Below are 17732 nucleotides of genomic sequence, written 5' to 3'. Positions count from 1 at the left end.
AACCTGCCCAGCACTCGGCTACCTACCCGAGCACACGATGGAACGCCTGCCGGCCAGTGGCGGACCCGGCGCATACGTCCGGAATCGTCGCAGATGGATCGGCAATTCACTGGCTTCGGAACCGAGTTCGATCCGGGTAGACATCCGGTCCCGGGAACTCCCCGGAATGACGAATGAGGCACGCCGGATCAGCCGGCATCTGAGCACGAGATCGGTTCTCGCCCTTCGCCAGACCGGGCAGGCCAGCCCGCTTCGGAGGTCGGGAACCTCCGCCACTCAGCGACAGCTCGGGGGGACTGGTCCGGGACCTGCCGGCCCGGCGCGATCAGCCGACGCGGGTGTCGGCGGATTCGGCGGATTCGTGGGGGCGGGTGCGTTCGATCAGGGGGAGGGTGCGGAGTTGGCGTTCCAGGTGCCATTGCAGGTGGGCGGCGGTGAGGCCGCTGGCTTGGCGATGTACCGCGCCCGGGACGGCGTCCACCCCGGCCCAGTCGCCGCGGTAGAGGGCGCTCATCAGGTCCAGGACGCCGGGGGCGGGGGTGGCCGAGCCGGGCGGGCGGCAGTGCACGCAGACCGCGCCGCCGGCCGCGACGTGGAAGGCGCGGTGCGGGCCGGGGGTGGCGCAGCGGGCGCACTCGTCCAGGGCCGGGGCCCACCCGGCGAAACCCATGGCGCGCAACAGGAATGCGTCGAGGATCAGTTCGTGCGGGCGCTGGGCGGTGGCGATGGCGCGCAGGGCGCCGGCGGTCAGGGTGTGCAGGCGGGGCGCGGGAGCGCGCTCCTCACCGGCCAGGCGCTCGGCGGTCTCCAGCACCGCGCAGGCGGTGGTGTAGCGGCCGTAATCCGCGACGATGTCGGAGGCGAACGCCTCCACGGTGTGAACCTGGGTCACGGTGTCCAGGCTGCGGCCGGGATACAGCTGCACGTCGACGTAGGCGAACGGCTCCAGGCGCGCCCCGAACTTCGAGCGGGTGCGCCGCACCCCCTTCGCCACCGCGCGCACCAGACCGTGCTGCCTGGTCAAGAGCGTGACGATGCGATCGGCCTCACCCAGCTTGTGCTGGCGCAGCACGATCGCCTGGTCCCGATAAACACGCACCCCGCCATCCTCGCACGCCGTTCCGCAGGCCGGTGCCGCGATCGCGGTGAGCCGGCACACCCGGGCCTGCCCGAGCGGCAATACGGTCGTGCCGAGCCGACCGCCCGAACCTTGTTCTCCGATGACGCGATCGCCTCGGCCTGTACACCACATCCGGTCCGGCCACGACCCACATGACCGGACGGCGGCGACCATGCCGAGGCTGTGTACGAACCCGGGCAGCGGCGCGGACCGGTGAACGGGCGCACCCGCGCCGCTGCCCCACAACCTCTTTGCGCTCGTGGCCGATGCGGACGGCGATTGCCGGGCCGGGTGGAAGCGACGGGGCTCCGTGCCGGTGGCGCCGGGCCGTATTCCCGGGCGGATCAGCGGAAGGCGGGGCGGTGGTGGCCGGCGTCACCGTAGACCTGGGCGATGCGGGGGCCGTGCAGCGTGCGGAGCAGCAGGGTCATCCAGCCGGTTCCGGTGGGACACGCCGCGCCGAGGTCGACTTCCACCAGCATCTGTTCCGGGCCGCGCAGGTCGAGGGTGAGGGCCGGATGGCCGAGTGGCACCTCCACCAGGGCCTCGCCGTTGCCCCAGATCACCAGGCGGCGTCGGCTGAGGGCGATGGTGCCGCCGTCGATGTTCGTCCAGCTGGCCGACGAATAGTGCAGCGCCGTGCGGTAATTGCGGCGGGCCAGCGAGCCGCTGATCGGCGCGAACACCACGATCCCCTCGGCATTCAGGTCCGAACGCAGTTGCGGTGGCAGCTCTTTCGCACCGAAGATCCGCGACATCCACTTCACGCCGTGGATAGTAAGGTGACCCGGCCGTCGCTGCGAGCCACAATTCGGACACGGTATCGATACGCTACGGATCGGCACGCGCCACAGGGCGTTTCCCGACCATGGGTATCGGCCGGGACAACCGCTACGGTTCGTGCGGCAGGGAGGAGTTCACGATGACGACCGCGAAACATCCGGCGGGACTGGCCGACCTGGCGGCCGCGATCGCCGCCGGCGCTGTGACCTCGGTGGCCGCGACGACGGCCGCGCTGGATCGGATCGAGGCGTCCCAGCCGACGCTCAACGCCTTCCGGGTGATTCGCCGCACGGCGGCGCTGGCAGAGGCGGCGGAGGCCGATCGGCGGCGTGCCGCGGGCGATCGCGCACCGCTGCTCGGCGTGCCGATCGCGATCAAGGACGACACCGATATCGCCGGTGCGCCAACGGCTTTCGGCTGCGGCGGCGACTTCCCGGCCGCGACGGAGGATGCCGAGGCGGTACGCCGGTTGCGGGTGGCGGGTGCGGTCGTCGTCGGGAAGACCAATACCTGCGAGATCGGCCAGTGGCCGTTCACCGATGCCGCCGCGTTCGGCTACACCCGTAATCCGTGGGATGCCGAGCACACCCCGGGTGGTTCCTCCGGCGGCGCGGCGGCTGCCGTCGCGGCCGGATTGCTGCCCGCCGCACTGGGTTCCGACGGCGCCGGATCGGTTCGGATCCCGGCCGCCTGGACCCATCTGATCGGGCTCAAACCGCAGCGCGGGCGCATCTCGACCTGGCCGCGGGCCGAATCCTTCTACGGCCTGACGGTCAACGGGCCGCTGGCTCGGACCGTCGCGGACGCCGCACTGCTGCTCGACGCGGTCGCCGGACCGCATCCGGGCGACCGGCACACCCCGCCCGCGATCAGCGCGTCCGAGTCGGTGGGCCGGGATCCGGGAAGGTTGAGAATCGCGCTGTCCCTGCGTATCCCGTTCACCGCCACCCGCACCGCGCTCGATCCGGAGGTGGAGCTCGCGGTCCGCGAGACCGCGGCCGCGCTGCGCCGGCTGGGGCATCTGGTGACCGTGACCGACCTGCACTACGGCCTGCTGGTCGGCGCCGCCTTCCTGCCGCGCTCGATGGTGGGGGTGCGCCGGGAACTCGCGAAACTGCCTGGCGCCGAGGTCGATCCGCGCACTCGCGCCAACGCCGCCACCGGCCGGCTGCTCGCCGGACCGGCGCTGGCGCTGTCGCGGGCACTGGAACCGTTGCTGCACAGGCGAATCGGCCGTTTCTTCGACGATCACGATCTGGTGCTCGCGCCCACCACGGCCACCCCGCCGCCACCGGTGCGGGCGATGGACGGGCTCGGCAGCCTCGCCACCGACGCCCTCATCACCGCCGCCTGCCCCTTCACCTGGCCGTGGAATGTGCTGGGCTGGCCCAGCATCAATGTGCCGGCCGGATTCACCGGCACCGGGCTGCCGCTCGGCGCGCAGCTTATGGGCCCGGCGAATTCCGACGCGCTGCTCATCTCCGTTGCGGCCCAGCTGGAATCGGAACAGCATTGGGATCGGCTGTGGCCGCTGCCGTGGTGGGAGCAGGCCGCCTGACGCCTCAGAATCCCAGCTTGCCCAGCTGTTTCGGGTCCCGCTGCCAGTCCTTGGCCACCTTCACGTGCAGGTGCAGGTAGATGCGGGTACCGAGCAGATGCTCGATCTGCTCGCGGGCGGCGGTGCCGACCTCCTTGAGCCGGGATCCGCCGCGGCCGATGACGATCGCCTTCTGGCTGGGCCGCTCCACGTACAGGATCGCGTGCACGTCCAGCAGCGCACCGGATTTCGGCGATTCCGTCCGCGCCCCGGACTTCGGCGATTCCGCCGCGTCCTCGTCGGTTTCGCGCGGGATGATCTCCTCGATCACCACGGCCAGCGAATGCGGCAGTTCGTCGCGGACACCCTCCAGCGCGGCCTCGCGGATCAGCTCGGCCATGAGCGTCTCCTCGGGCTCGTCGGTGAGTTCGCCGTCGGGGTAGAAGGCCGGTCCCTCCGGCAGTTTCGACGCGATGACGTCGACGAGCACCTCGACCTGCTCGCCGCGCACCGCCGACACCGGTACCACCTCGGCGTCGGGGCCGAGCAGTTGCGACACCGCGACGAGCTGCTCGGCCACGCCGTCCCGGCTCACCTTGTCGATCTTGGTGACGACGCCGAGCAGCGTGGTCTTCGGGGCCATCTGGTTGATCTGCTGCACGATCCAGCGGTCGCCGGGGCCGATCTTCTCGTCGGCCGGGATGCACAGCGCGATCACGTCGACCTCGGAGTAGGTGTCGCGCACCAGATCGTTGAGCCGCTGGCCGAGCAGTGTGCGCGGCCGGTGCAGGCCCGGGGTGTCGACCAGGATCAGCTGCGCGTGGTCGCGGTGCACGATGCCGCGGATGGTGTGCCGGGTGGTCTGCGGCCGCGAGGAGGTGATCGCGATCTTCTGTCCCACCATGGCATTGGTCAGCGTCGATTTGCCGGTGTTCGGCCGGCCGACGAAACAGACGAAGCCGGAACGGAATTCATCCGCCACTAGCCGACCTCGGATTCGGTGTCCAGGTCGAAACCCTCCGGGACGTGCGCGCCGGTGAGATTCGGCGCCACCGGCTCGACGATGTCGTACACGGCGCCGGTGCGGTCGGCGAGCACGATCCGCGCCGTCGGCGACACCTCGCGCACCGCGGCCATCCCCTCGTCGCGCAGCTGGCCGCCGACGACCAGTGCCGCCTCGAAACCCTCTGCGCCGCTGGACAATGCGGCCGCGACCGCGGCCTGCAGCGCGGTCAGCGACAGGGTCTGCAGGCGCACCGGGCCCGCGGCGTAGGTGCGGCCGTCGCTGTCGCGCACGGCGGCGCCGCTGCCGTGCCCGGCGCGGGCCATCGCGCCACGCGCCAGCACCAGCAGTTTGCTGTCCTCGGCGTCGAGCCCGGTGGACTTCGGTTCAGTCATCGCCAACTCCCTCTCCCGGCTGCGCGCCGGATCCGTTCCCCTGCCGATCATCCGTGCTGCGCTCGGCTCCCGCCGGGCCGGTTTCCCGATCGGCCCGCGCCGGCTTCTCCGTCTTCTCGGGTGGCAACCGCACCACCACGGTGTGCACCCGGACGCGGCCACGAGCATCCGCGCCGCCCTCACCGCGCAATTGCACGCCGTGGACCACCGCCTTCGACCCCGGCAGCGGCACCCGCCCGAGTGCGTGGGCGAGCAGACCGCCGACCGTGTCGACATCCTCCTCGTCGATCTCCATGCCGAACAACTCGCCCAGGTCCTCGACCGAGAGCCGCGCCGACACCCGATATTTCCCGCCACCCAGATCTTCCACGTCCGGGATCTCGTGGGTGTCGTATTCGTCGGCGATCTCGCCGACGATCTCCTCCAGCACATCCTCGATGGTGACCAGTCCGGCGATTCCGCCGTATTCGTCCACCAGCAGCGCCATGTGGTTGCGGCGGCGCTGCATCTCGTCGAGCAACTCGTCCAGCGGTTTGGAGTCGGGGACGAACACCGGCGCCCGCATCACCTCGCGCACCCGCACCTTCTTACCCCGATCCATGTGCTGCACAAGATCTTTCAGGTAGACGACGCCGAGAATGTCGTCGATGTTCTCGCCGATCACCGGGATTCGCGAATGGCCGGACCGCACGGCCAGCGACATCGCCTGTGCCGTGGTCTTGTCCGCCTCGATCCACACCATCTCGGTACGCGGCACCATCACCGCGCGGGCCGGGGTCTCGCCGAGTTCGAACACCGATTGGATCATCCGGCGTTCCTCGGAATCCACCACCCCGCTGGCCTGCGCCATGTCGACCACCTCGCGCAGTTCGACCTCGGAGGCGAAGGGCCCGTTGCGAAATCCCTTGCCGGGGGTGATCGCGTTGCCGATCAGGATCAGCAACCGGCTCACCGGACCCAGCAGCGAGCCGATCACCTGCAACGGCAGCGCGGCCGCCAGCGAGATCGAATACGCGTGCTGCCGGCCCAGGGTGCGCGGCCCGACGCCGATGACCACGTAGTCGACCACCACCATCACCGCGGCGGTCAGCAGCAGCGCCCAGCCCGAACTGAGCACATGATCCAGCGCCGCCGCGAGCAGCACGGTGGCGCTGATCTCACACACCAGCCGCAGCAGCACCATGAGATTCACATAGCGGGGCCGGTCCACCACGATGCGGGCCAGCCGCCGGGCACCGGTGCGATCCGCGCGCACCAGATCCTCCACCCGGGCCGGTGAGGTGGTGGCGAGCGCCGCGTCGATGGCCGCGAACACCCCGCCCACCGGCACGAGCAGAATCGTCAGCAGGAGCAGGACGAACGGATTCACGCGGGATCCAGCGGATCACCATCGGTGGTGAATCCGGTCTTCCCGAGCAGTCGCCGATCCCGTTCCGCCAGTTCGGCACGGCGCTGCGCCTCGCGCAGGCTCTCGTACCATTCGGCCAGCAGCCGATTCTGCAACCCGAACATGGCCTTCTCCTCCTCCGGCTCGGCGTGGTCGTAGCCGAGGAGGTGGAGCACACCGTGCACGGTGAGCAGCGCCAGTTCCTGATCCAGCGAATGTCCGGCGCGCGTGGCCTGTTCGCCCGCGAACTCCGGGCACAGCACGATGTCGCCGAGCATCGACGGCCCGGGCTCCGCGCTGTCCGGCCGGCCCCCGGGCTCCAATTCGTCCATCGGGAACGACATGACATCGGTCGGCCCCGGCAGATCCATCCACCGCACGTGCAGATCCGACATGGTGTCGAGATCGACCAGCACCATCGACAGCTCCGCGGCCGGGTGCACATCCATTCGCCCGATCACGAAACGCGCGACACTGACCAACTCTTCCTCGGATACCTCGATACCCGACTCGTTGGCGATCTCGATGCTCACCGGGTCAGCTTAGGCCACCGTCGGCAACGCGCCGAGCAGCGTCCGGCACACCGGCGGCGCCGGGGCGACCGGCACCGTCAGCGCCGTCCGCCCCGCTCGGCGGCCCGCCGCTGCGCCCGGTTGCCCGGGTAGTGCGTGGCGCCGACCTGAGGCTGCATCTCCGACTCGTAGCGGTCGTAGGCGTCCACGATCTCCGCGACCAGCCGGTGCCGCACCACGTCCTTGGAGGTCAGCTCGGCGAAGTGGATGTCATCGATGTCGGTGAGGATCTCGCTCACGCGGCGCAGGCCCGAGACCGTGCCCCCGGGCAGGTCGATCTGCGTGACGTCGCCGGTGACCACGACCTTCGAGCCGAAGCCGAGCCGGGTCAGGAACATCTTCATCTGTTCCGGAGTCGTGTTCTGCGCCTCGTCCAGGATGATGAAGGAATCGTTGAGGCTGCGGCCACGCATGTAGGCCAGCGGCGCGACCTCGATGACACCCGCGGTCATCAGCTTCGGGATGGATTCCGGATCCATCATGTCGTGCAGCGCGTCGTACAGCGGGCGCAGGTACGGGTCGATCTTCTCGTTCAGCGTGCCGGGCAGGAAGCCCAGCCGCTCCCCCGCCTCGACCGCGGGACGAGTCAGGATGATCCGCGTGACCTGCTTGTTCTGCAACGCCTGCACCGCCTTGGCCACGGCCAGGTACGTCTTGCCCGTACCCGCCGGGCCGATGCCGAAGACGATGGTGTGGTGGTCGATCGCGTCGACGTAGCGCTTCTGGTTGAGGGTCTTGGGGCGGATGGTCTTGCCGCGCCGGGCCAGGATGTCCAGACTGAGAACTTCCGCCGGGGAGTCGGAGGAACCCTCGGTCAGCATCGAGAAGGTGTGCCGGACCGCCTCCGGGGTGACCATGCGGTTGCGGGTGGTCAGGGCCACCAGCTGTTCGATCACCCGCTCGGCGAGTGCCACGTCGGGCGCCTTGCCGGTCAGCGTGACCGAGTTGCCGCGCACGTGGATATCGGCGTCGAGCAGCCGTTCGAGTTCACGCAGGTTCTCGTCGGCGGACCCGAGGAAGCCGAAGACTGATTCCGGAGCTAGTTCGATACTGGAGCGCACTGTCCGCGCGGCGGGGCTTCCGCCGTTGTCGTCGGCCACGAGACCGGTCATCGGCGTGGTCGAGTCGCCATTATCACCTGTTGTTCGCAAAAGTTGCTCTGGCCTGCTTTCCGGTCTCGAGACCGGCGGGTGCGGCCTCGAACATCTTTCATCGGTGACAAAAGTCTAACGCGCGGCACCGACACCGCCCAGTGAATAAAGCGCAACCCGCAGGTCACGGGCGTGCGACGATGCGCGCGTCCGCGGCGCGTCCGGCGGCCCACTCTCCGGCGAAATCACGGAAGGCGCGCACCACGTCGGAGGGTACGGCGGCCACCGACCAGATCAGGCCGACCGTGCGGGTCGCGCCGGGATCGGCCAGCGGGATCAGCACCGGGCCGGGCGCGGCGGGGCGGGCCGGATCCTCGAGCGGCACGATGGCGACGCCCAGACCGGCCGTGACCAGGCCGGTCACGGTGATCAGGTCGCTGCACTCGAACGCGATCCGCGGCCGCAGGTCGGCGGCGGCGCTGAGGTCGTCGAGGATGCGGCGCATCCCGAAGCCGGGATGGGTGGTGATGAACTCGGCGTCGGCGGCCTCGGCCAGCCGGATGCGGCGCTGGCCGGCGAGCCGGTGATCCGGCGGCACGGCCAGTGCCAGCCGCTGCCGCAGCAGCGCGCGCCAGGCCAGCCCCGATTCGACCGGGCGCGGGGACACGATGCCGAGGTCGGCGCTGCCGTCCAGGACCCGGCCGGTCACCGCCTCCGCGCCGTCCTGGTCCAGGGTGAAGGTCACCCGGCCGGAGCCGCGCCGGAAGTCGGCGATCAACTGCGGGACCAGTCGCGCGCCCACCGAATGCAGGAACGACAGCCGCACCACGCCGCGCGCCGGATTCGCCAGGTCGGCCAGGGCGCGGTCGGCGGCCTCCAGTTCGGCGCGGGCGCGGCGCGCGTGCTCGTAGTAGACGCGGCCGAACTCGTTGAGCGCCAAGCGTTTTCCGTGCCGGTCGAACAAGCGGACCGCGAGCCGGCGCTCCAGCCGGGCCAGCATCCGTGACAGCGTGGGCTGCGAGACGTGCAACCGGTCGGCGGCGGCGCCGACATGTTCGAGTTCGGCCAGCGTGGTGAACCAGTGCAACTCGTCACTCGTCATGCTGCCGCTCCGCCCTGCCGTCTCCACTAATGCGCCGGGCGCATCAATTCGAGCATCATTATGCATTTCCGCTGCGGAAGCCACGGTCGGAGGGTGAGGGGGTGACCAGCACCGCCATCGCTCCCGCTCCGTCCATCGCCGCCCACGAGCGCCGCGTCACCAGGGCCGCCTTCGCCGCCGGCGTCACCACCTTCGCGGCCATGTACAGCGCGCAGGCGCTGCTGCCGAGCCTGTCGGCGGCGTTCGGGGCGACCCCCGCCCGCGCGGCGTCGGCGGTCTCGCTGACCACCGGAGTGCTGGCGCTGGCGATCGTGCCGGTGAGCGCACTGTCGGCCCGGTTCGGGCACGCGCGGGTGATGATCGCGTCCACGGCCGGTTCGGCGCTGATCGGGCTGCTGCTGCCCTGGAGCCCGAACCTGGACGTGCTGCTCGCCGGGCGCGCGCTCCAGGGCCTGGTCGTGGCCGGCGTGCCCGCGGTGGCGATGGCCTATCTGGCCGAGGAGATCCACGGCGACCGGCTCGGCGCCGCGATGGGCGTGTACATCGCGGGCACCACCCTGGGTGGCCTGGGCTGCCGGGTGCTGCCGGCGCTGGCGCTGGAGGTGATGCCGTGGCGGTGGGCGGCGGAGACCGCGGCGGTGGCGGCGGCCGCCTGCGCGGTGTGGTTCCTGCGGGCACTACCGGCACCGCGGCCCGCCGACCCGCAGCCGCTGCGAATCCGTTCGCTGACAAGGGATCTCGGTACCCAGCTGCGCTCCCCCACGCTGCTCGCCCTGTTCGGGCTGGCGTTCGTGCTGATGGGCGGATTCGTCTCGGTCTACAACTTCCTCGGCTACCGGCTGACCCGGTCGCCGTTCGAATTGTCGCCGGGCGTAGCCGGATTCGTCTTCCTGCTGTACCTCGCGGGCACGGTCACCTCGACACTGGCCGGCCGCTGGGTTAACCGGATCGGCCGCGTCCGGGTGCTGATGATCTCCGTGGCCGTCATGTGCGCGGGGGTACTGATCACCCTGCCGGACCGCCTGCCGGCGGTCCTGCTCGGCGTATTGCTCTGCACCGCAGGCTTCTTCGGCGCGCACACAGTGGCCGGGGCCTGGGTCGGGACGGCCGCGATCGGCAACCGGTCGGCCGCCGGTTCGCTGTACATGTTCTGTTACTACGCGGGCAGTTCCGTGATCGGCGCGCTCGCGGGCGTGGTGTTCGGCCGGTACGGGTGGGCCGGTCTGGCCGGGTATGTCGCGGCACTCACCGTCGTGGCCGCGGCCCTGATCGCGATCGCGGCCACCGGGGAGCGCGCCGCCCGGTAATCTGTTCGGGCATGGAACCGTTGACGACCATCGTCGCCACCGCGATTGCCACCGGCGCGGCGGCGGGTCTGAAAGATACGGCGAAGCAAGCGATCTCCGATGCCTACCGTGTGGTCCGGAGCCTGATCACCGGCCGGTACCGCGAGGTCGATCTCACCCCGGTGGAGAAGAAGCCGGAATCGATCGCGAAGCGCGATTCCCTGGCCGAGGACCTGTCGGCCGCCGGCGCCGACGAGGATGCCGAATTGCTCGCGGCGGCACAGAAATTGATTGCCGCAGTGCGGGCCCACGAGGCCGATGCCGCGGCGGCGATCGGTGTCGACCTGGCACGGATCGAGGCCGACGCGCTGCGGATCAGCGACGTACTGTCCACCGGCAGCGGTGTCCGGGCAGTCGACACCACCGTGCACGGCAGCATCGACATCAGCGATGTGCGGGCGGGAGTCCGGTTGCCGACGGACCCTCCGACGGCGCGGTAGAGCAACCCCGGACCACCGCGCCCGGCGACGGGATCAGGGCCGCGGGTATCACGCTGTCCCGGGTCGTCGTCGGTGGTGATCTCACCATCGGACCGACGGCCGGACCGCCACCGGATCTCGACGAACTGCTCGAATGGTACGGCGACGGTGGACTACCGGAGGTCGCCACGGCCGATCCGTATCTGCTCGGCGTCACTCCGTCGGTGGTCGGCACCGTCGGCCGCTACGGCGAGCAGGACCCCTACGTGCCGCGCACGAGTCACCGGGTCGACGAACGCCTGGCCACCGCGCTCGACGGCGACCGGCTGGTGCTCGTGGTCGGCCCGTCCAAAGCGGGCAAGAGCCGCACCGCATTCGAAGCGTTGCGGGCCCACGTCCCGCGGGCCCGACTGCTGGTGCCGGCGCCGGGCGCGCTGCCGGTGCTCGTCACGCACCCTCGGATCACCGGCATCCCGGAGACGCTCGCGGTGTGGTTCGACGATCTCGATCGCTATCTGATCCACGCCAAGCCGCTGACCCCGGCCCTGCTGGCCCGGCTGGCCGCCGGTCGGGCGCGAACGCCGATGGTGGCGACGCTGCGCTCGGAGGCCCGCGAACTGCTGCGCCGCGATACCGGACAGCTCAACCGCAACGCGCGCATGCTGCTCAATCAGGCGGTCGTCATCGAGCTGGCGCCGACCAGCGACGACGAACAGGAGCAGGCCGCGGCGGCGGCCGCCTATCCGGGCCGGCCGCTGGAGGAGCACGGACTGGCCGAATTACTGGCCGGCGCACCGGAGTTGCTGCGCCGGTACGACGACGCCCGGTTCAGCGACCCGCCGTGGCACCTCCTGATCCAGGTCGCGATCGACTGGGCACGGACCGGCCGGCCGGATCCGATCCCGGAACCCACCCTGCTCGACCTCGCCGATCGGGCCCTGCGCCGGCAACGCCCGGAACTGGCTGTCACCGAGGCGGATTGGCGAGCCGCCCTTACCGACGCGCGCGTCCCGAGTGCCGAGACCGGACGGGTGGCGGCGCTGTACACCAGCTGGCTGGACCGGGACGAGCACGCGGACAACGATATTCGCGGCTATCGACCGTTCGACTATCTGACCGCCGCCGACGACGGCCAGGACCACCGGGTGCGTCCGATCCCGGCCGACTTCTGGGCCGTGGCAGCCGAGTCGGCCGACGCGGACATCCTGATGGCCGTCGGATACAGCGCGTATCAGCGCGGGCTCCGGCCCGAGACGGTGCGCATGCTGCGGGGCGCCGCGGACATGGGCAGCCCGCACGCGATCCACACCCTCGCGGTGGCCCTGTACGAACAAGGCGACCTCGACGAGGCCGAGATCCAATTCCGCCGCGCCGCCGAACTCGGTATCGCCGGGGCCATGTCCTCGCTGGCCTGGCTGCTGCAGGAGTCGGGCCGCACGGACGAGGCCGAGCTCTGGTACCGCCGGGCCGCCGAGGCCGGCGATACCGGGGCTATGGTCCGCCTGGGTTTCCTGTTCGACGAGCGTGACGCCACCGCCGAAGCCGAGCGCTGGTACCGGCGCGCGGCGGCATCGGATGATGCGTTGGGTATGTACAACCTCGGTGCGCTACTGGAGCGGCGCGGCGAATCGGCCGAGGCGGAGACCTGGTACGAGCGGGTGGCGCGGACCGGCAACGCCGACGCGATGACGAATCTCGGCTTCTTCGCTCTGGATCGCGACGATCTCGCCGCAGCGGAAACCTGGTTCCGCAAGGCGGCGGCGGCAGGCGATCCGGATGCCGTCGAGCACCTCGGATACATATTGGAGCAGCGCGGCGCCGACGCGGAGGCCGAGGCGCTGTACCGCCGAGAGGCAGGAAACGCCAACAGCCAAGCCATGTTCCAGCTGGGATGCCTGCTGGATGAGCGCGGCGATGTGGCCGAAGCCGAGCACTGGTACCGGGAAGCCGCGGCGGCGACGATCGCGCCTGCCATGCACCACCTCGCCCGCCTACTGACGGCCCGGGGTGACGATTCCGAGGCCGACACCTGGTACCGCGCCGCGGCCGACGCCGGATCGTCCGAGGCGATGGCCGATTTCGGTGCGCAGCTCCAGCTTCGTGGCGAGCAGGCCCAGGCCGAACTCTGGTACCGCAGGGCCGCCGATACCGGAGACGCCGGCGCGATGTTCCGGCTGGGGGCATTCCTGCATCGGCACGGTCGCGGCGACGAGGCCGAACCCTGGTACCGCCGCGCTGTGGCGGAAGGTGATTCGATGGCGATGGTCAATCTGGGCGACCTGCTGTCCGCCCAGGACGAACTCGACGCGGCCGAGGACTGGTACCGGCAGGCCGCCGACGCCGGACGCTCCGAAGGGAGCCTGAATCTGGGCCTCTCGCGGCGCGAACGTGGCGATCCGGACGGCGGGGAGGTGTGGATCCGAGCGGCGGCCACAGCCGGGAATCCGGAGGCTGCCCTGTGGCTCGGCCGAATCCTGTTCCACCGCAACGAATTATCGGCTGCCGAGCCCTGGCTTCGGACCAGCGCCGAAGCCGGCGTCGCGGAGGCGGCGTGGACCTTGGGCACTCTGCTGTCAGCCCGCGGCGCCGCCACCGAAGCCGCGAAATGGTACCTCGTGGAGGGTGGAGCCATCGGCGCGCTTTCGCTCGGGGCGCTGCTCGAGGACCAGGGCATGCTGGACGAGGCCGAACGCTGGTACCGCACGGCCGCGGCCGCCGGCGACGCGATAGCGATGGGGAGCCTCGGCACGATCCTGGCCGAGCGTGGCGATCCGGACGCGGCCGAGGACTGGTACCGCCGGGTCGCCGAATCCGCCGACACGGCGGCGATGCGCAATCTGGCCTATCGGTACGAAGCGCGTGGCGAGACCGAGCAAGCTGAGCATTGGTGCCGGCGCGCCGCGCGGGCAGGGGACCCGTACGGGATGTACCAGCTCGCCGAAATGCTGTCCGCGCGAGGCGAATCCGCCGAGGCCGCGGACTGGTTTCGCGAGGCTGCCGGCTTCGGAGTCACCGCGGACCCGCTCGCGGCCGGGATCGACCCGGACGAGGTCGCCGCGAGAATGCGCGAGCGATGATCCGAACTCACTTCACGCAGGGCACCTTGCTGGATTCCATCGAGGACAGGTCCGTCGGGGCCGGTGAGTTGGCACCCGTCGCGGTCGCCGAGACCGGCGCCGGGGGTGGCGTGGTCGTCGTGGGAGTCGCGGAGGTGGGGTCGTCGGGCACGCTCGCGGCCATGGCGGTGATCGTGGCGTTGCCGACCGCATCGGCGCCGATGGTGACGGTGACGGTGTGCGAGTCCACCGCGGACGATTTGGTCGCGGTGGCGCCGAATTGGTCGGCGAGGGCCGACGCCGCGGCGTCCGCGCCGGTGCCGTAGGTGATCGTGGTGGTGTTGCGCGAACTCCCGCTGATCGCGTCGCCGGCGGTGAAGCCCCGATTCACCAGCGCCAGTTCGAGTTTGCGGGCCAGGCCGGTCTCGTCGGAGCCGTTGACCACGTTCACCGTCACCCCGGAGGCCGCCTGGATCGGGACCGTCACGACCCCGGTGCTCGTCGGCGTGCCGCTGCTCGACGCGGAGCCCGGCGACGAGAGCAGTTCGCGCACGGTGGCACGGATCGTCGGGATGTCGACGATGTTGACGTCCTCGCCGAGATCGTCCTGTCCGAAGTCGACCACCGGAAGGGTGAACAGCGACATGCCGCCGGACATCATGGTGGAGGCGCGCTGGGCGAACTGCATCGGATCCAGGCCGCTGTCGATCGCGATGTTCTGTTTCGCGATGTCGAGCAGGCTGCGCAGCTTGCCGAGATTGGTCAGGGTGCCGCTGTCCTGCAACTGTTTGGCCAGCGAGACGATGAACGCCTGCTGCCGCCGGGTGCGGTCCATATCGGTGAAGTTCAGATTCGGATCCGGGTCGCGGCGCTGCCGGACGAAGGCCATCGCCTGCTCGGCGTCGATCTGCTGTTCGCCCTTGTGGAAATCGGCGCCGGAGAAGAACTTGTCCGAGGTGTTCTCGTTGAGGCACACCGTGATCGGTTGCACCGCCTGCGCGATCTGGAAGAACGCGACGAGGGTCACCTCCACGAAGTGGTCGATCGGCACGCCACCGAGAAAGGTACGGACCGTGGCGATCTCGGCCTTGCGGCCGGCGTCGCGGGAGCGCTGCTCCAGTTCGATCGGATCCTTGACCGTCGAGGTCAGTTTGTCCTTCGTCGCCTGATACGCCAGGCCGTACGCCTGCTTGACCTTGCCCTTGCAGGTGGAACCGCCGCAGGCGGCCGGGTCCAGCGGCACGTAGTCGTCACGCGGGATGGAGATCGCGGTCGATTTGGAACCGTCGCCTGGAATGTGCATCAGGATCAGCACATTCGAGTTGTAGCCGCCCTCGCTGTCGTCGCCGGCGTGCAGCGCGTCGTACATGTCCTGCGGCAACGGATTCCCGTGCTCGTCGAGGCGGCTGTCCAGGCCCATCACCAGAATGTTCTGGTCGGCGCCGGCGGATTTCGGGCCGTCGTCGAGGGCCTGCGAGGTCGTCACCCCGTCCAGCGCCGCGTGGTAGCCGCGCCAGACCGCCCCGGTGCCGACCAGGACGAGCACGGCCGCCAGGGCGACCACGGATCGGCCCGCGATCAGCGCGGGCGAGGTGCGGCGGCGGGGTCGCCGGCGCGGGCGGCGAGGTGCGGTGTACGGCCGAATCGGGACGGTTGCCGGATCGACCGGGTCCGTCTGTCTTCGCGGATACTCACCTGCGCGCGCCATACAGACCGAATATAGGGATCAATACCCGTGACTGCCGAGCCGGTAGTGGTGTCTCACATGCGCCACCGCGCCCGGACCTACTTGACGCAGGGTATGCCATTGGCATCCATGCTGGACAGATCGGTCACAGCGGGCGCCGCGGCCCCGGGCGCGGTGGCGGAGACCAGCGGCGGCGCGGGCGCGGTGGTCCCGCCTGGCGCAGTGGAGCCGCCCGGGGCGGTGGCCCCGTCGGGCGTGGTGGTCTCGCCCGGCACGGTGGTGGTCCCACCCGACGCGGCGGTCCCGGACGCGGTAGTCCCGCCGGGGGCGGTGCTCGCCCCGGACGAGGTGGGCGCCGTGGTTCCTGGCACGGCTCCTCCGGGCGCTCCGCCGGCGAGGCTGGACAACGGGGAGCCGTCCGGTCCGGTGGGATCGATCAGGTTGTGCACGATGCCGCGGATCCCGGCCGGATCGACCAGATTGACGTCCTCACCCGCGGCGGTGGTGCCGAATCCCTGGATCGGCAGCGTGTACAGCGACAGCCCACCGGCCATGAGATCCGAAGCCTGCGAAGCGAATTGCGGTAGATCGAGGCCCGCGTCGACGGCGAGGTTGCGCTGGGCGATCGTCAGCAGGCCCGAGACCGTGCCCAGATCGGTGAGCGTGCCCGCGTCCTGGAGTTTGCGTGCCACCGAGACGATGAAGGCCTGCTGCCGCCGGGTGCGGTCCAGATCGGTGAAATCCAGGCTCGGATGCGGATCGCGGCGCTGCCGCACGAAGGCCATCGCCTGTGCGGCGTCGATCTGCTGGACGCCGCGACGGAAGTCGGCGCCCGAATAGTAGGGGTCGGTCGTGTTCTCGTTGAGGCAGACCGTGATCGGCTGGACCGCGTCGGCGATCTGGAAGAAGGCCACGAGCGTCACCTCGACGAAGTGGTCGATCGGCACACCGCCGAGAAACGCTCGGACCGTGGCGATCTGGGCCTTGCGCCCGGCGTCGCGGGAACGCTGCTCCAGATCGGCCTGGTCGGTCACGGTGGCGGAGAGCGCCGACTTGGCTCGCGCGTAGGCGAAACCGTACGCCTGCTTGATCTTTCCCCTGCACGTGATCGCGGAACAGGCGGCGGCGTCCAGCGCGACGTAGTCGTCGCGTGGGATCGAGATCGCGGTGGCGCGCGAACCGTCGCCCGGAATGTGCAGCAGGATCAGAACATTCGCGTTGTGGCCGCCGACGGAGTCGTCGCCGGCGTGCAACGCGTCGTACATGTCCTGCGGCAGCGGTTTTCCGTGCTCGTCCAGTCGGCTGTCCAGGCCCATCACGAGAATGTTCCGATCGGCTCCCGGTGAGCGCGGGGCGTCCTGCAGCGCCTGGGAGACGATGACATCGGTCAGCGCGGTGTGATAGCTTCGCCACGCCCAGCCGGTTCCGGCGAGGATCGCGAGCGAGATCAGTGCGGCGAGCGCCCGTACCCCCATCCGGCCGGCGAGCGCCCACCGGTGCCGGGCCGATCCGGACGGCAACGGACCGGCGCCCTCCGAGTCCGGCTTCGGGGCACCGGATTCCGCTGTGGCCGAACCCCGCCGACCGATCCTCATACCATCCGATGGTAAGGACGGATCGGACATCGTGCCGCGCGCTGTGTGGCCCGTCACCACCGCACCCGGGGCCGTATGGACCGTTCCCGGCACTGGCACTACTGCTACGGCGCGAGTACAGTCCGGCCGGTCAACTTGCAACCTATCGGGGGTTCTCCATGCTCATCTGGGGCTGGCGCCGCAGCGTCACGCAACTGGCCATCATCACTCTGGTGTGCGGCAACTGTCACAATCCGTCGGCGCACACGCTGCGCAAGGTCGTCACCTGGTTCACTCTGTTCTTCATCCCGCTGATTCCGCTGAGCACCAAGCACACCCTGCAGTGCACGTTCTGCGGCGCCGGCTCGGACGTCCCGAAGGAGCGCGTGCCGGAAATGCTGGCGCTGGCGCAGGGCGTGCCGCCGCAGCAGCAGGCGCCCCAGCAGCAGTGGGGCGCACCGGCCCCTGCGATGTCGCAGCCGAATCTGCCGCTGCAGCAGCCGATGCCCCAGCAGCAGCCGTACCCGTCACCGGGCTACCCGCAACAGCAACAGCCTTATCAGCAGCAGCAACAACCGCCGTACCCGTACCCGCAGCGCTGAGCCGACCTGGAGCAGGTGAGCGGCGAATCGCCGTTCGCCCGCGGGGAACAGGTCGGCC

Annotated in this window: 15 protein-coding genes; 5 read left to right on the top strand and 10 right to left on the bottom strand. The window is 70.3% G+C overall.

Annotated elements, in window-relative coordinates; translation table 11 throughout:
• Window positions 1-325: 325 nt before the first annotated feature.
• Both recO and NRB56_RS10850 read right to left on the bottom strand, forming a co-directional pair.
• Window positions 326-1099, bottom strand: coding sequence for a DNA repair protein RecO (gene recO, locus NRB56_RS10855; protein ID WP_319942825.1), 774 nt, complete (start codon window positions 1097-1099; stop codon window positions 326-328).
• Between the two features lie 365 nt (window positions 1100-1464).
• Complete coding sequence (locus tag NRB56_RS10850) at window positions 1465-1887, bottom strand: hypothetical protein (protein ID WP_153340943.1); 423 nt, start codon at window positions 1885-1887, stop codon at window positions 1465-1467.
• A gap of 155 nt (window positions 1888-2042) precedes the next feature.
• On the opposite strand from NRB56_RS10850, the gene NRB56_RS10845 reads away from it, so the two are divergent.
• Entirely contained in the window at window positions 2043-3461 is a 1419-nt protein-coding gene (locus NRB56_RS10845; RefSeq protein WP_153340941.1) for an amidase, read from the top strand.
• A 4-nt stretch (window positions 3462-3465) separates the two neighbouring features.
• Here the strand turns inward: NRB56_RS10845 and era are convergent, their stop codons facing one another.
• From era to NRB56_RS10815, 6 genes are all read right to left on the bottom strand, one after another.
• Window positions 3466-4422 carry a GTPase Era gene (era, locus tag NRB56_RS10840; RefSeq protein WP_319942824.1) on the bottom strand — a complete coding sequence of 319 codons (957 nt, stop codon included), beginning with the start codon at window positions 4420-4422 and terminating at the stop codon, window positions 3466-3468.
• The gene (locus NRB56_RS10835) at window positions 4422-4838 is read right to left on the bottom strand and encodes a cytidine deaminase (protein ID WP_153340939.1); all 417 of its coding nucleotides are present in this window, start codon (window positions 4836-4838) and stop codon (window positions 4422-4424) included. Before NRB56_RS10835 ends, era begins: the two co-directional genes overlap by 1 nt.
• Entirely contained in the window at window positions 4831-6207 is a 1377-nt protein-coding gene (locus NRB56_RS10830; protein ID WP_319942823.1) for a hemolysin family protein, read from the bottom strand. Before NRB56_RS10830 ends, NRB56_RS10835 begins: the two co-directional genes overlap by 8 nt.
• Complete coding sequence (gene ybeY / locus NRB56_RS10825) at window positions 6204-6758, bottom strand: rRNA maturation RNase YbeY (RefSeq protein WP_319942822.1); 555 nt, start codon at window positions 6756-6758, stop codon at window positions 6204-6206. The genes NRB56_RS10830 and ybeY overlap by 4 nt, the downstream gene beginning before the upstream one ends.
• A 77-nt stretch (window positions 6759-6835) precedes the next feature.
• Entirely contained in the window at window positions 6836-7909 is a 1074-nt protein-coding gene (locus NRB56_RS10820; RefSeq protein ID WP_153340937.1) for a PhoH family protein, read from the bottom strand.
• A gap of 163 nt (window positions 7910-8072) precedes the next feature.
• On the bottom strand, window positions 8073-8990 hold the full coding sequence (locus NRB56_RS10815; protein ID WP_153340935.1) for a LysR family transcriptional regulator: 918 nt from the start codon (window positions 8988-8990) through the stop codon (window positions 8073-8075).
• Between the two features lie 101 nt (window positions 8991-9091).
• Here NRB56_RS10815 and NRB56_RS10810 point away from each other — a divergent pair, with 101 nt between their 5' ends.
• The 3 genes from NRB56_RS10810 (at window position 9092) to NRB56_RS40095 (ending at window position 13832) form a co-directional block, all read left to right on the top strand.
• On the top strand, window positions 9092-10297 hold the full coding sequence (locus NRB56_RS10810) for an MFS transporter (protein ID WP_319942821.1): 1206 nt from the start codon (window positions 9092-9094) through the stop codon (window positions 10295-10297).
• A gap of 11 nt (window positions 10298-10308) precedes the next feature.
• Complete coding sequence (locus NRB56_RS10805; RefSeq protein ID WP_153340931.1) at window positions 10309-10776, top strand: hypothetical protein; 468 nt, start codon at window positions 10309-10311, stop codon at window positions 10774-10776.
• Window positions 10777-10979: 203 nt separating this feature from the next.
• Window positions 10980-13832 (top strand): SEL1-like repeat protein, encoded by a 2853-nt coding sequence (locus NRB56_RS40095; RefSeq protein WP_153340929.1) that lies wholly within the window; start codon window positions 10980-10982, stop codon window positions 13830-13832.
• Between the two features lie 7 nt (window positions 13833-13839).
• On the opposite strand, the gene NRB56_RS10795 is transcribed toward NRB56_RS40095, so the two are convergent.
• Window positions 13840-15519, bottom strand: a complete 1680-nt coding sequence (locus tag NRB56_RS10795) for an LCP family protein (RefSeq protein WP_153340928.1) — start codon at window positions 15517-15519, stop codon at window positions 13840-13842.
• Window positions 15520-15596: 77 nt separating this feature from the next.
• A complete protein-coding gene (locus NRB56_RS10790; protein WP_153340926.1) occupies window positions 15597-17093 on the bottom strand; it encodes an LCP family protein in 1497 nt (498 codons plus the stop codon).
• 158 nt (window positions 17094-17251) lie between these two features.
• Between NRB56_RS10790 and NRB56_RS10785 the strand changes: the two genes are divergently transcribed.
• A complete protein-coding gene (locus NRB56_RS10785) occupies window positions 17252-17674 on the top strand; it encodes a zinc-ribbon domain-containing protein (protein WP_153340924.1) in 423 nt (140 codons plus the stop codon).
• Window positions 17675-17732: the final 58 nt, after the last annotated feature.

Origin of the sequence: Nocardia aurantia (genome assembly GCF_009604425.1) — a bacterium.
Taxonomy (GTDB): Bacteria; Actinomycetota; Actinomycetes; order Mycobacteriales; family Mycobacteriaceae; genus Nocardia; species Nocardia aurantia.
This window is presented reverse-complemented; position numbering and strand designations above follow the sequence as displayed.